General features: G+C 56.0%; 8 protein-coding genes. 2 read left to right on the top strand and 6 right to left on the bottom strand.

Annotated features, from left to right (window positions below; translation table 11 throughout):
- Positions 1-217: 217 nt before the first annotated feature.
- The 6 genes from OKB77_RS05525 to OKB77_RS05500 form a co-directional block, all read right to left on the bottom strand.
- A complete protein-coding gene (locus OKB77_RS05525; RefSeq protein WP_213389036.1) occupies positions 218-2,143 on the bottom strand; it encodes an EAL domain-containing protein in 1,926 nt (641 codons plus the stop codon).
- Between the two features lie 3 nt (positions 2,144-2,146).
- On the bottom strand, positions 2,147-2,899 hold the full coding sequence (locus OKB77_RS05520) for a transglutaminase-like cysteine peptidase (protein WP_270817204.1): 753 nt from the start codon (positions 2,897-2,899) through the stop codon (positions 2,147-2,149).
- A gap of 135 nt (positions 2,900-3,034) precedes the next feature.
- Positions 3,035-4,360: a TolC family outer membrane protein gene (locus OKB77_RS05515; protein ID WP_043819337.1), complete on the bottom strand. Its 1,326-nt coding sequence runs from the start codon at positions 4,358-4,360 to the stop codon at positions 3,035-3,037.
- Between the two features lie 37 nt (positions 4,361-4,397).
- Positions 4,398-5,831 carry an HlyD family type I secretion periplasmic adaptor subunit gene (locus OKB77_RS05510; protein ID WP_005350982.1) on the bottom strand — a complete coding sequence of 478 codons (1,434 nt, stop codon included), beginning with the start codon at positions 5,829-5,831 and terminating at the stop codon, positions 4,398-4,400.
- Positions 5,824-7,968, bottom strand: a complete 2,145-nt coding sequence (locus tag OKB77_RS05505; protein ID WP_005350980.1) for a type I secretion system permease/ATPase — start codon at positions 7,966-7,968, stop codon at positions 5,824-5,826. Before OKB77_RS05505 ends, OKB77_RS05510 begins: the two co-directional genes overlap by 8 nt.
- A 377-nt stretch (positions 7,969-8,345) precedes the next feature.
- Entirely contained in the window at positions 8,346-9,275 is a 930-nt protein-coding gene (locus tag OKB77_RS05500) for a TIGR01212 family radical SAM protein (protein WP_042083735.1), read from the bottom strand.
- A 611-nt stretch (positions 9,276-9,886) separates the two neighbouring features.
- Here OKB77_RS05500 and gltB point away from each other — a divergent pair.
- Positions 9,887-14,344 carry a glutamate synthase large subunit gene (gene gltB, locus OKB77_RS05495; protein WP_270817093.1) on the top strand — a complete coding sequence of 1,486 codons (4,458 nt, stop codon included), beginning with the start codon at positions 9,887-9,889 and terminating at the stop codon, positions 14,342-14,344.
- Positions 14,345-14,356: 12 nt separating this feature from the next.
- Complete coding sequence (locus OKB77_RS05490) at positions 14,357-15,772, top strand: FAD-dependent oxidoreductase (RefSeq protein WP_040067731.1); 1,416 nt, start codon at positions 14,357-14,359, stop codon at positions 15,770-15,772.
- Position 15,773: the final 1 nt, after the last annotated feature.

Genomic DNA, 15,773 nt, shown 5'->3' with positions numbered 1-15,773 from the left:
GAGATAGTGCGCTGTTCCGTTGCAAAAAAGCGTACGTTCGAGAGGAATTCAACAAATGGACGGAAAAAAATCGAAGAGTTGGAATTTCTTAATACAAATCAGAACCCTAGACACAGCCCCATTCAAGACCGACCTTGAGTTGGTTATAGAAAAATGGCGAAAAGAGAAGTGACTGGTATAAAAAAGGCCCCTATCGGGGCCATTTCCAGCATTTAATTCAAGACAATGGGAAGGCGGGATGAACAAATCCCTGGTAACCATCGATATGCAACTTGGAAAGCAGTTCCACTTGATGTTGATCTTCGACGCGGGTTGCAATGGTGGTCACACCGGCATTATGTGCGGCGCGACACACTGCAGCCAGGAATGAGGTGTCAGCCCCCGGCTCCATGACCTGACTGGTATAACCGTGATCAACCTTGACATAAGCCGGCGACAACTCCTCCAGATAGCCCAGAGACTGGAAGTGACGACCATAGTGGTCAACCCCCCACTGGAAGCCATGAGCTTGCAAGGTGCCCACCAACGCAGCCACGTTGTCTTTATGTTTCATGATGGCAGCTTCAGGTATTTCAAATAACAACCGCTCTTTCAGCTCAACATGCTCGGTCAGGTAACGCGTCAGCCAGGTTAAAAATTCATCCGAGCAGAGCGAGCCAGCAGTGATGTTGATCGCCAGTACCAGATCAAAGTGTTTTTGCAGTAATGGAACGCAAGCATCAAGCACCGCCTGGTCAAACTCGCCACCCAATTTGAACTGTTCAATCGCGGGCAAGAACTGACCGGCAAAATAATCTGTGCCATCCCGAGAGATAGAAGCAAACAGCTCGGCATGCAACCTTGCTCCATTATCAAACCGGCAAGCTGGTTGTGCTTTGAAGCGCCAAAGTTGTCGTGAAATGGCATCTTGTACCAGATCTCGCCAGGCCAAACGCCCCATCAAACCTTGCTCAGTACCCCCTTCCATCACCACAGCACCGCGGCGTTCATTGCGCGCCTTGCCAAGCGCATTATCGGCTTTGGTCAACAAGGCAGAGAGATCATCATTGCCATCACGACCGGCAATACCAATGACGGAGAGCGCATCCCCTTCGCCCATTGGATTCACCACCAGATCAGCAATGCGGCTATTAATCACTTCAGCCAACTCTTTTAGCTGAGTCAGATCGTCAGTTGGACAGAGCAGCGCATATTCCGTCGCGGAGATCCGTGCCAAGGCGGCGCCATCCCACCCTTTTAATTGCTCTTTCAAAGCCTGAGCTATCGATTTGACCATGTTGTCGCGGGCAGCAAAGCCTTCATCGCGATAGATATCATCCAGCATGTCGACCGCAACCAGCATGACGCCACCTTGGCCAGCCTCCGCGATCCATGCGTTTACCTGACCCACAAAATAGGCTCGGTTGCCAAGCCCCGACACGGCATCGACATAAACCCGCTCACGCAATTTCTCGGCCTCATCGGCTTGCTCTTTGAACTGCAACGCCAACTTGCTTGAGAGGGTGTTGATCGCCTGAACGACCTGCTTCAATTCATGGGTTTTAGGCTCCGGGATCGTATGACCGAAATGGTGCAGTTCAATCTCGACGGCTTGATCACAGATCTGTTTGAGTGGCTTGAGCAAGTAGTTGAGTGCTCTCATCAACAAAATGGTGGTGATCAAAAAGCCGACCAGAAACCAGCTCGCCAGCTCGCTCATCCCCCGCCACAACTCGTAATAAGCCTGGCCGGGGTGACCCACTACTTTTAATTTTCCAAGCTGCAACCAGCCAGACGTCAGAATTGACTCGTTGGAAACCTCAGGAAACAGTCCCAAATTTACAAACCACCGCGGTACCCCCTGAATATTGTTGGTATTTTCCTGCTCGATGACATCCTTTGATGCCAGCAGATCAAGGCGAACCAGTCGATAATAGCCACCATCAAAAATGGCCTGGATCACCGACTCGGCACCGACCTTGTCACCGTTTTCCAGATAGGGGGTGAGCGCAAGCCCCAGCGAGGTTGCCGTATTGATGACCGTTGTTTCCTGTTGCTGCGCCAGATAAGTGCGGGTTGAATTGAATTGCACCCAGTATGTGGCCGCAAATAACAATCCAAACAGCAGCAGCATGGTGGCTAATAACTGTCGATAGAGCGTCATAGGTTAATCATCCAAATTCACCACTGGCCGAGCCAATCGCCCCGAGGTCATGCGATTGCGTAAATCATTCCATAATCCCAAGCGGGATGATTGACCAGCCAGTTCCCCTTGGCCTCGTGCCTTCATCAACCACAAGTGACTACCGTTAAAACTGTAAATAGGCACCAGATCACGCCGCTGTGTGGCTGGGCGAATCGAGCCTATCAAATTATCCAAAATAACCGGAACGGAAGAGGGTGTCTCATAATATGCCACCACCATGTGAAACTGGTTGTAATCAAGAGCCTTAACGTACACCATCCGCATTTTATCATCCGGGATCCCAAGCTCGAGCAGCGTAGAGTATTTGGCGATACTGAAATCTTCACAGTCTCCCCCAGCGGCTCCCAAAAATTCTAGCGGGGTTGCCCAATAATCCTTTTTGCGCCACAACTTTATATCGTCAATAAAACGCATCCGATTGAAAAAATTATTTACCCGCTCAAGCTTTTTTTCTTCGCTCAGGGCCCTGCCCTTCGTCTCCATGACCAGCATACGCCAACTAGTTACACGCTTGCCGGCTCTGGCGCCATAGGTCTGCTCCGCCCGTTTGATCAAGTTGACATCTTCCTGTGGCAGAGGCTGACTGGCACAGAGCAGAAGTGAGAAAGGTAACAGCAGGATCCATAAGGAGTGGCGCAGAGCGCGTAAGGATCGGTATCTCCATTCATTAAGAAGATAACACCATCTGCCGCCGGTTCCGCGCTGGAGTGTCACGTCATATTCCTGCTGCATTATTGCTGCTGCACTCCTCAAAGCCCGTGCAACCATCTGCTTTAGCCAAACATGGTGACTGCCAGCAGCAGTCACCATATTGGCGTTCATGATCCCAGCGGGATCATGGGCAAACGGTTATTGCCTGGCCTGCCATTCAGCGGGTTGTTTGACGCTAAATGCATTGAGCAGGCTACCTGTCGCGTTGAGAATACGATAGTCCGCCAGCAGTGCATCATACTCGGCAGTGATATAGCTGCGACGCGCCTCGAACAGTTCGTTCTCGGTGTTCAATACGTCCAGCAATGTCCGTTGACCCAACCCAAACTGCTTCTTGTACGCCTGTACGGTGTCATAGCTGGCGTCAACATGCTCTTTCAGGAAGGTCTTTTGCTTGGCCAGCGACTCTTTCGCGTTCCAGGCCAGACGAGTGCCTTCCTCTACTTGGCGGAACGCATTCAAATGAATGTCTTTCGCCTGAGAGTAGAGCGCCGATGTTGCATTGCTCTCTGCCACATCAGAACCGCCACGGAACAGGTTGTAACGCATGCGCACCATTGCGGTCAGATCATCGTTGCGCCCTTTGACCGCATCGATATCCTCATTCCAGTTCTGATCGACCTCGAATGTTACATTCGGGTAGAAACCGGATTTGGCGCCTTCATGTTGATACTTGGCCGCTTCGATATCCTGCAGGGAAGAGAGCAGGGTTGGGTGGACTTCAGTCGCCGTTTTCAGCGCACTATCGAGGCTGGCCGGGATAAGCTCGGTATTGGGAACTGGCTGTACCAGATCTTTTGGTACCTCGTTCACGACACGAATAAATTCACTCTCTGCGTCGCGATAGTTGTTTTCGGCAGCGGCCTGATTTGAATAGGCCCGGGCAACACGACCTTCAATCTGGGTCTGATCCGCAGTAGAGCCAAGCCCTGAATCAGTCCGCTTGCTGATGTCGCTGCGGATCTGTTCGTGGGTTTCCAGGTTTTGTTTGGAAAGCTCCAGAATCTCCTGCTGGCGCAGCATATTGAGGTAGACCTCAGCTACTCGCAGCGCGGTATTTTCAGCTTCGGAGATCATCGCCAGACGCTGGGCATTGGCTTCAGCTTCGGTTCTGGAGACGTTGTTGCTGACATCAAAGCCATCAAACAACATTTGCCGCAGACTCAATCCAGCCTCTTTGCGAGTCATGGAATCATCAATATTGCTGTTGGCGCTGGCAGCACGGGTAGAAGGGCTGTCAGTTTTTTCATAGCCTACGCCGCCACGCAGATCGATCGTAGGATAATAGCCCCCCTTGGCTCCATCATGCTGATAGAGTCGTGCCTGATACAGATCAAACGCTTCCTTTATCTTGGGATGCGTAGCAAGTGTCTGTGCCACCGACTCTTCCAGAGTCTGGGCCTGACCCAAACTCGGGATCAGGATGCAGCCACTGACCAGCATGGCAACAATCGTTTTTTTCATGTTATCTCCAGTCATGTTTTGTTTTTAGATTGTTGGCTTATCGTTCTCTCAGTGCCGACTGCTTTGCCCGTAAAATCGGCTTAAGCAAATAGTCTAGGACACTTTTTTTACCAGTAATGATATCAGCACTGGCTAACATACCGGGGATGATGGGAAGTGCGTTAAGCTCATCGCCCAAGTAACTCTTCTCTGTTCGAACCCGAACCAGATAAAAGGAGTTCCCCTCCTCATCCTGGATCGAATCCGCACTTATCTGTTCAACCTTGCCATGCAATCCTCCATAGATTGTAAAGTCGTAGGCAGTAATTTTGACGATGGCATCCAGCCCCGGTCGCAGGAAGGCGATATCTTTCGGTGACACCTTGGCTTCTACCAGCAAGGTATCCTCCAACGGCACAATCTCCATCAAATCCATGCCGGGCTGAACCACACCGCCCAGGGTGTTGATCTTGAGTTTCTTGATGGTACCCTTGAGCGGAGCAATCACGCTGGTCCGGTCAACCCTGTCTCGCAAGCCAACCTGCCCTTCTGATAACTGGCCAAGCCGCCCCTGTTTCTCATTCAGTTCAGTCTGGGAGTCTGCTCTGAACTTCAGCGCAATATCATTACGCTTGGAGATGGTCTCACGCAGTACCGAATTGAGTTTTGGGATCAGCAGACGGTTGCTCTCCAGCTCCCCCTGCATCTCGTTGACCTGCCGCTCCAGCTTGATTAGCTCCACTTGAGGCACTATACCTTCTTTCGCCAACGGACGGCTAATATTCAGTTCCTGTCTGGCCAAATCCACACTGCGATTCACGGTGCGGATCTTGGCATTCAGTTCAATCAGCTCCTGCTCTTTCTGTTCGATTTGCTGACCAAGAATATAGAGCTGGTTCTTCAGGTTATTGAGGCGATCCCGCTGTACAGACCGCTCACGGTGTGCGTATTCGGCAAAGACGGTTTCATAACCATCGGGAAACTGGATTGGCGCTTCACCTACCACGACCTGTTCACGCCACCCCAGTGCCGGGTCGTTTTTCACCTCGACGCTGGCCATCTCGGCGCGCAGACGGGCCACATCCCCCTTGAGGGTGACTACCTCTTGTTCCCGTTCTCTAAAGTCGGAGCGGAAACGGGTGTCATCAATGCGCAGCAGCGGCTGCCCCTTTTCGACGATATCCCCCTCTTTGACGAAGATCTCTTTGACGATCCCCCCTTCCAGGTTCTGGATCACCTGCAGCTGACGGGACGGAATAACTTTGCCCTGACCCACTGTGACTTCATCCAGTTCGGCCCAGGCCGCCCAGACGATGGCACTCATGAAAAAGAGGAAACAGCACCATAGCAGGATACGAGCTCCGGTCGGCGTGGTCAGCAGTACAGCTGCCGCGCCGTCATCGACAAACTCCAGATGCTCGGGTGCTGGCAATACCTCGCCGGAAGGCGTCTTTTTGCTGCGCTTGAACCAGTCCATGAGCCCCTTAACCATGGGACACCTCCTGCACGCGCACCTTGCCTTCCTTCAACTGCTGCAACACCACCTCTTTGGGGCCATCAGCAACGATCTGCCCCTGCTCGATGACGATCACTCGCGATGCCACATCCAGCATCGAGGTTTTGTGAGTGATGAGGATCAATGTGGTTTCCGGGCCAAGTCTGGCGAGCTCCTGTTTGACCTGCATCTCGGACTGGTTGTCCATGTTGGAGGTCGGCTCATCCATCACCAGAATGGGGGGGTCATTGAGCAGGGCGCGAGCCAGCAGGATCGACTGACGCTGGCCACCGGAAAGCTGACGGCCACCCTCGCCTATCTGCCGATCCAGCCCGTTGGGATCCCGGTTGGTAAAGTTGGTGACACCCGCCCGCTTGGCGGCGCGTAAGACTCTCACATCATCCACCAGCGGATTACCCAGCATGATGTTGTCCCGCACCGAGCCAAAGAAAAGAATGACATCTTGCGGGACACAACCGATATTGCGGCGGATCACCGCAGGTGGCAGTTGATCGAGTTCAAAACCGTCGATACGTACCGAGCCATCGGTCGGTCGATACAACCCCATCAACAGCTTCTCGAGGGTCGTTTTACCCGCCCCAATCCGGCCGATAATCGCCACCTTTTCGCCCGGCTGAATGCGCAAATTGATATTGTGCAGGGTGCTGGTTTCCATTCCCGGATATTTGAAGGAGACATTTTCAAATTCAATGCGACCGGCAATCACCGGATGATGGATATATTGCTTGCCCTCCTCCTGCTCTCCCGGGGTTTGCATGATTTTTTCCAGAATATCCAGTGCTGACTTGGCCTGGTTATAACGGGTCGACAACACGGAGAGTTGCACCATGGGCGCAATGGCGCGGCTGGAGAGCATCACGGCGGCAATCATGCCCCCCATGGTGACCAAACCTTCGGAGATCTGGTAAACACCGACGATCACCAGACCGACCGTCACCACCTGCTGGATATAGCTGGCCAGCGAGGACATGGAGTTGGTAATGCGGCGGGTCTGTACGCCCCAGGTGGAAATATGGGAGACGGCCTGCTCCCAGCGATGCTGGAACATGCTCTCCGCGCCGAAAATCTTGACGGTTTCCAGCCCGGAAATACTTTCAATCAGGTTGGCGTTCTTCTGGGACGCAAGGCGTGACCCCTCTTCGATGGACTGCTTGAGGGGCTCTTGAATATAGAAGCTGTAGGCGATGAGGATCAGCATGGCGACGATGGGAACCACCACCATTACGCCTGCAAACATCCAGATAATAAAAAGGAAGAAGACGGCAAAGGGCAGATCGATAAGAGTAGAAACCGTTGCGGAGGTGAAAAACTCCCGCACCGATTCAAATTCCTGCAGATGTTTTGCGAACGCGCCAGTGGAAGCGGGACGAGACTCCATCCTCATGCCCATCACCTTGGCGAAAATTTTGGCGGACAGCAGCACATCAGACTTTTTACCGGCAATGTCGATAAAGTAACTGCGCAACTGCCGCATCACAAAATCGAAGGTAAAGACCACCATGGCCCCGACAGCCAGCACCCAGAGCGAATCAAACGCCAGATTGGGCACAATCTTGTCATAGACGTTCATGGTGAAAAGAGGGCTGGCGATGGCAAACAGGTTGATCAGAATGGAGGCGATCAGCACATCGCGATAGATGCCGCGGGATTCGAACAAGGTGCTCCAGAACCAGTGTCCATCACGGGTTTCAAGCACCTTGGGCGAGCGTTCGTCAAACTTGAACTGCTTCTTTACATAGAAGAGGCGCCCCAGATACTCATCACCCAACTGGGCTGCGGTCAGCCATTGCGCGGCATCACCGGCCTGCGGGAAAATCACTTTCCCCTGGCTGCGATCTTCGTTCCACTCCAGCAATATACAGGCGCCACCACTGCGCATCTGCAATACACAAGGCAGCAGCAAGGGAGAGATATCAGCCAGTGGCTGGATCACTTCACGGGCGGATAACCCGCCCCGCTCGGCAGCACGGCAAAAGAGTGCGGTAGTCAGGCGTCCGGAGACCAGTGGCAACCCGGTCGTCAGGGCATCCTGACTGTTGGGCACACCATAAAAACGGGTCAAGAAGACCAGACACTCCAATAACTCATCAATACGACTTGTTTCTGCTTGCATAGCATCCTGTCACTGCATAAATGAGGTAGATAAGAGCGTTCATCGCTCCTATTTCCCTGCTATAGCCACGCTAAAACCAAGTGGCCTTCCCGCTGATGAGACTGATCAGGGGATAAACCTGTCCAGATAGATCGCGACACTCATCCCCAATTTCCCGGCACAGCAGCAATGGCGGCATGATTCGTTATTGGTAAAAATAATCGGCTCATCAACACCATGCTAACACTGCAATCAGGGTGAATGTCGGAGTTAATTGATAATGACATTTATTATGGTGCACCACTATATCAACCGGCACGTACCAAAACTATAGTTTAGGGTATGAAGTTTTTTATATAACCCTATGTTTTACGTGAAAATAATAATCTGGTGCTCAATTATAGGTCAGGAAGTATGAAGGGTCTGCCCAACGCGTGACCTTGCGGGCCATTCAATGAGAGTGCTTTGGCAATATCCGCCATGGCAGTCCAGCGGTTTTCACACCAGGCTGGCGCCAACAGAGTCGGACGGCGCGCGGAGGCCGAAATCCGGTGATACACCACCTCGGGCGGCGTGTGCTGGATCATGGCAACGGCCGCTTCCACATACTGCTCCAGCGTCAATACCTCAAGCCGACCCGCCTGCCACGCTTTGCCAAGAGTACTACCCTCAACCACATGAAGCGGATGCAACTTGATCCCCTCAACACCGGTCTCAACGATGCGATGCAGGGTATCGAGGCTGTCCATCGGCACTTCGCCTGGCAGGCCGACGATCAGATGAGCACATACCTTGATGCCGCGCTGATGGGCACGTCTTACTGCATCCTCATAGGCGGCATAACCATGGCCGCGGTTGATCCGTTGCAGGGTCTTGTCATTAGCACTTTGCAGCCCGAGCTCCAGCCACACCTCGTAACCCCGGGCCTGATAGCCCGCCAACAGATCCAGCACCGCATCCGGCACGCAATCGGGACGAGTGCCCACACAGAGCCCCACCATATCGCTCACTGACAGCGCCTCTTCATACATCCGCTGCAGATATTCGACTTCGGCATAGGTACTGGTATAGGCCTGAAAGTAGGCAAGATAGCGCTTGGCACGGGTGACTTCGTCCCGGCGAGCCAGCAGCTGTTGCACCACAGAGAGTTGCTGAGCCGACTCGTCAGCAAAAGAGGATACGTTGCAGAAGGTGCAGCCACCACGGCCCAGGGTGCCGTCACGGTTCGGGCAGGTGAAGGCCCCGTGGATGGAGAGTTTGTGGATCTTCTGACCATGACGCTGCTTGAGATCCTGACCGAATGTATTGACGAGTTCGTGTAACTGCATGACACCTCCGCTAAAGGAGCGCCATTGTACGAGCTTGCGCAAAACAGGGGCTGAGCTGGATCAAGCTAGCGGAGAGGGTAAAACATATAAATACCCGACCAATTTTGAATAAATATAGAGAAAAAGCGCAAAAAAAGGATTTTTACAGTTCTTTGACGATTCAAACAGTAAACATCCATATGAAAATGAGACCTGATAACCCACTGTTGAACAATGAAAAATTCAAAGAGACCCGACAGCACACAATTGCAAGCATGGGATATTGAAAATGTGATCCCTTCCGCTGTCGGCCACATCGGGTTGGTAAAATTACTACATTCGCCCATCGTCGCCGAGCGCACCATTGAGCCCGCCAATGGCGATATATTTAACCAACAAAATCAAACTACACAGAATAAACACTCCATAACTGCGAGCGAATCCCCCTAACCCGACATTTTGTTATGCGAATGTAACCATGAAGACAAACCTGACCTGCGATTGACCTCGCCAGAAAATCCCATTAGTTTGGAGATTCGCCACGTCAGGCAGACGGAACCACAAGAGCCAATCGCAATTTATGCAGTCAGGTGATGACTGTGCGATACAAGGCCGAGCAAGGGAGAAATGCAATGTCACTATATGATCCAAAGCTGGAGAGGGATAACTGTGGCTTCGGCCTGTTGGCCCACATGGAAGGGGAAGCCAGCCACAAGCTTGTCCGTCTCGCGATGTCAGCATTGGCTCGCATGCAGCACCGCGGCGGGATCTCCGCCGATGGCAAGACCGGCGATGGTTGCGGTCTGCTGCTGCAAAAACCGGACAGCTTCTTCAGAGCTGTCGCCGAGGAGAAGGGATGGCACCTTGGCCGCAACTATGCGGTCGGCATGCTGTTTCTCAACCCTGACCCCGTATTGGCCCAGCAGACCCGCGACATCATCGACGAAGAGCTGGAAAAAGAGACCCTGAGTCTGGTCGGCTGGCGCAAGGTGCCTGTCGATACCAACGTACTGGGTACTATCGCCAAAGCCTCCCTGCCCAGCATTGAACAGGTTTTTGTCAACGCCCCGCCCGGCTGGGTCGACAAGGATCTCGAGCGCCGTCTCTATATCGTGCGTCGCCGCATCGAAAAGCGCGTCAACGATGACTACTTCTACGTGGTCAGCCTCTCCAACCTGGTCACCGTCTATAAAGGGTTGTGCATGCCGGTGGACTTGCCGCGCTTCTATCTGGATCTCGCCGACATCCGTATGCAGGCGGCCATCTGCGTCTTCCACCAGCGTTTCTCCACCAATACCAGCCCGCGCTGGCCGCTGGCCCAGCCGTTCCGCTATCTGGCCCACAACGGCGAGATCAACACCATCGCCGGCAACCGCCAGTGGGCCAAAGCGCGCAGCTACAAATTTGCGACGCCGCTGATCCCCGATTTGCAGGAAGCGGCCCCCTTCGTCAACACCACGGGGTCAGATTCCTCCAGCCTCGACAACATGCTGGATCTCTTCCTCGCCGGTGGTATGGACCTGTTCCGCGCCATGCGCCTGTTGATCCCGCCTGCATGGCAAAAGCACCCGAACATGGATGATGACCTGCGCGCCTTCTACGACTTCAACTCCATGCACATGGAGCCGTGGGACGGCCCGGCCGGTATCGTCATGACCGACGGTCGCTACGCCACCTGCGCACTAGATCGCAACGGTCTGCGTCCGGCCCGCTACGTCATCACCAAGGACAAGTTCATCACCCTCGCCTCCGAGGTCGGCACCTGGGACTATACCCCGGACGAAGTGCTGGAGAAGGGCCGGGTCGGCCCTGGCGAGCTGTTCGTGGTGGATACCAGCAACGGCAAGGTGTGGACCAGCTTCGAGATCGATGACGATCTCAAGACCCGCCACATCTACAAACAGTGGATGGATAAACATTGCCGCCGACTGGTCCCCTTCGAGCAGATGGACGACAGCCAGACCGGTAGCCGCGAGTTCTCCGATGACCAGCTGAAAACCTATCAGAAGCTGTTTGGCTACTCCTTCGAGGAGCTGGATCAGATCATCCGGGTTCTCGGTGAAAATGGTCAGGAGGCGGTGGGCTCCATGGGGGATGATACCCCGATGGCGGTGCTCTCCTCCGGCCCGCGTACCCTCTATGACTACTTCCGCCAGATGTTTGCCCAGGTGACCAACCCGCCCATCGATCCACTGCGTGAGAACCACGTGATGTCGCTCGCCACCTGTATCGGTCGCGAGCAGAACGTCTTCAACGAGACCTTCGGCCACGCCCACCGGGTGCTGTTCCAGTCGCCGATCCTGCTCTACTCCGACTTCCACCAGCTACTGGCACTGGAAGGTGAGTACTACCGTCATCAGGTGATCAGCCTCAACTTCAAGCCCGAAGAGGGGCTGGAAGCGGCCATCTTGCGCATCTGCGAGGAGGCCAAAACCGCCGCCAGGAGTGGCACCGTACTGCTGGTGCTGTCGGATCGCGATATCAGCGCCGATACCCTGCCGATCCCGGCCGCCATGGCGGTGGGTGCAGTGCAGCGCACCCTGGTGGACAACAACCTGCGCTGCGACGCCAACATTCTGGTGGAGACTGCAAGCTGCCGCGATCCGCACCACTTCTCGGTGCTGCTGGGCTTTGGCGCGACCGCCATCTACCCCTATCTCGCCTACGAAACCCTGGCCAAACAGGTTGAAGAGGGCGTGCTCACCATGTCCCTGCGCCAGGCCATGGTCAACTACCGCAACGGCATCAACAAGGGGCTCTACAAGGTGATGTCCAAGATGGGCATCAGCACGGTCGCCAGCTACCGCTGCTCCCAGCTGTTTGAGGCAGTGGGTCTGGCCAAGTCGGTGGTCGATACCTGCTTCCGCGGCGTATCGAGCCGTATTCAGGGTGCCGATTTTGCCGACATCCAGCAGGATCAGCACAATCTGGCCCGTCAGGCATGGCTGGTGCGCAAGCCCCTCCCCCACGGCGGCCTGCTCAAGTTCGTCCACGGCGGCGAGTACCACACCTACAACCCGGATGTGGTGCAGACCCTGCAAACCGCGGTGCGCTCCGGCAACTATGCCGATTACAAAGAGTACGCCCGTCTGGTGAACGAGCGCCCGGTTGCCACCCTGCGCGATCTGCTGGCGCTGAAGAAAGTCGACAATCCGGTCGCGCTGGATCAGGTTGAGCCGGCCGACAAGCTGTTCCCCCGCTTTGACTCCGCGGCCATGTCCATCGGCGCCCTCGGCCCTGAGGCCCACGAGGCGCTGGCTGTTGCCATGAACCGCCTCGGCGGTCAGAGCAACTCCGGCGAAGGTGGCGAAGATCCCAAGCGCTTCGGTACCGAGAAGAACTCCCGCATCAAGCAGGTGGCTTCCGGCCGCTTTGGCGTCACCCCCCACTACCTGATGAACGCCGATGTGGTGCAGATCAAGGTGGCTCAGGGGGCCAAGCCCGGCGAAGGTGGCCAGCTGCCCGGCGACAAGGTCACCGCCCAGATCGCCCAGCTGCGTTATTCCGTGCCCGGCGTGACCCTGATCTCGCCGCCGCCGCACCACGACATCTACTCCATCGAGGATCTGGCCCAGCTCATCTTCGACATCAAGCAGATCAACCCAAGCTGTCTGGTGTCGGTGAAACTGGTCTCCGAACCCGGCGTCGGCACCATTGCCTGCGGCGTGGCCAAGGCCTATGCCGACTTCATCACCATCTCTGGTTATGACGGCGGCACTGGCGCGAGCCCCCTCACCTCGGTCAAATATGCCGGCTCCCCGTGGGAACTGGGTCTGGCTGAAACCCAACAGGCGCTGGTCGCCAACGGTCTGCGCCACAAGGTGCGGCTGCAGGTGGACGGTGGTCTCAAGACGGGTCTGGACATCATCAAGGCGGCCATCCTCGGCGCCGAGAGCTTCGGTTTTGGCACCGGCCCCATGGTGGCGCTCGGTTGCAAATACCTGCGGATCTGCCACCTGAACAACTGCGCCACCGGCGTTGCCACTCAGGATGAGAAGCTGCGTCGCGAGCACTTCACCGGCCTGCCGGAGATGGTGATGAACTACTTCAAGTTCATCGCCGAAGAGACCCGCGAGCTGATGGCCCAGCTCGGCGTCACCCAGTTGACCGACCTGATTGGCCGCACCGATCTGCTGGAGGCCCTGCCCGGCCTCACCGCCCGGCAGGCCAAGCTGGATCTCTCCGGCATTCTGGCCCGTCCGGTGGCACCGGCAGGTTCCAGCCTGTTCAGCCAGCAGCACAACCCCACCTTCGACAAGGGGCCGCTCAACCTGAAAATGGTGGAAGATCTGCTGGAAGCGGTGGAAACCTCAAGCGGCGGCGAGTTCCGCTACGACATTCGCAACACCGACCGCTCGGTGGGTGCGCGCCTCTCGGGCGAGATCGTCAAACGTCACGGCAACCAGGGGATGGCGGCCGATCCGGTCAAAGTGCACTTCAACGGCACCGCAGGCCAGAGCTTCGGCGTCTGGAACGCAGGTGGCCTTGAGATGATCCTCACCGGTGATGCCAACGACTACGTGGGCAAGGGGATGACCGGCGGCAAGCTGGTGATCAAGCCCCATGTCGGCGTGGCGTTCAAATCCCATGAAGCAGCCATCATCGGCAACACCTGCCTCTACGGCGCCACCGGCGGCAAACTCTACGCCGCAGGCACTGCCGGCGAGCGTTTCGCGGTGCGCAACTCAGGTGCCCTGGCGGTAGTCGAGGGGATTGGCGACAACGGTTGTGAATATATGACCGGCGGCATCGTCACCGTGCTCGGTCAGACTGGCGTCAACTTCGCGGCAGGCATGACCGGCGGCTTTGCCTACGTGCTCGACGAGTGCGGCAACTTCGCCAAGCGCACCAACCCCGAGCTGGTGGAACTGCTGGATGTGGCGGATCTCGCCATCCATCAGGAGCACCTGCGCGGCATCATCACGGCGCACCTCAATGAGACCGGCAGCTCGCGCGCCGAGGAGATCCTGGCCAACTTCGACTCCTATGTGCCCAAGTTCAGGCTGATCAAACCCAAGTCCAGCGACGTGAAATCGCTGCTGGGTCACACCAGCCGTTCCAGTGCAGAACTCAGAATCCAGGCGCAATAAGGAGGGAACCCTATGAGCCAGAACGTATTTCAGTTTATCGATGTCCAGCGGGTCGACCCGCCCAAGAAGCCGCTCAAGATCCGCAAAATCCAGTTTGTGGAGATCTACGAGTCCTTCAATCAGCCGCAGGTACAGATGCAGGCGGATCGCTGCCTCGAGTGCGGCAACCCCTATTGCGAGTGGAAGTGTCCGGTCCACAACTACATCCCCAACTGGCTGAAACTGGCCAAAGAGGGGCGCATTCTGGAGGCGGTGGAGCTCTCCCACCAGACCAACAGCCTGCCGGAAGTGTGCGGTCGGGTCTGCCCGCAGGATCGCCTCTGCGAGGGCTCCTGCACCCTCAACGATCGCTTCGGCGCGGTGACCATCGGCAACATCGAAAAATACATCACCGACAAGGCATTCGAGATGGGCTGGAAGCCGGATCTCTCGAACGTGGTCAAGACCGGCAAGCGGGTCGCCGTCATCGGCGCCGGCCCTGCGGGTCTTGCCTGTGCCGATGTGCTGGCACGCAATGGCGTTACCCCTGTGGTGTTTGACAAATATCCGGAGATCGGTGGCCTGCTTACCTTCGGCATCCCCTCCTTCAAGCTGGAAAAAGAGGTGATGCAGCGTCGCCGCGAGATATTCCAGGGGATGGGTGTGGAGTTTCGTCTCGAGACCGAAGTTGGCAAGGACATCACCTTCGCCGATCTGCTCGGCGAGTTCGATGCGGTCTTCCTCGGGGTCGGCACCTACAAATACATGAAGGGCGGCTTTGCCAACGAAGAGGCGCCGGGAGTCTATGACGCCCTGCCCTACCTCATCGCCAACGCCAACCGGTTGCTGGGGTTCGAGAAGGCGCAAGCCGACTACATCGACTTCGCCGGCAAGCAGGTGGTGGTGCTGGGCGGCGGCGATACCGCCATGGACTGTGTACGTACCGCCATCCGTCAGGGAGCTGACAAGGTGATCTGCGCCTATCGTCGCGACGAGGAGAACATGCCGGGCTCCAAGCGGGAGGTGAAAAACGCCCGCGAAGAGGGGGTTGAGTTTATGTTCAACCTGCAGCCGGTGGCAGTCGAACTGGATGCCAGCGGTCGCGCCGTCGGCATCAAGGTGGTGAGCACCGAGCTGGGTGAACCCGATGCCAATGGCCGCCGCAATCCGGTGGTCATCGAGGGCTCAGAGCAGGTGTTGGCCGCCGATGCGGTGGTGATGGCGTTTGGCTTCCAGCCCAACCCCCAGCCCTGGATGGCGGAGTTCGGCATCGAGCTCGACAACCGGGATCGCATCAAGGCCCGCGAGCAGGCGGAATACGCCTTCCAGACCAGCAATCCCAAGGTGTTCGCCGGTGGCGATGCGGTACGTGGCTCCGATCTGGTGGTGACCGCCATCTACGAAGGGCGCAAGGCAGCCGAAGGGATCATGGACTATCTGGCGGTCTAAT

The organism is Aeromonas sp. Y318-3, assembly GCF_027706185.1.
GTDB lineage: Bacteria > Pseudomonadota > Gammaproteobacteria > Enterobacterales > Aeromonadaceae > Aeromonas > Aeromonas veronii.
Note: the sequence above shows the minus strand (reverse complement) of the source record. Positions and strands in the feature narration are given on the sequence as shown.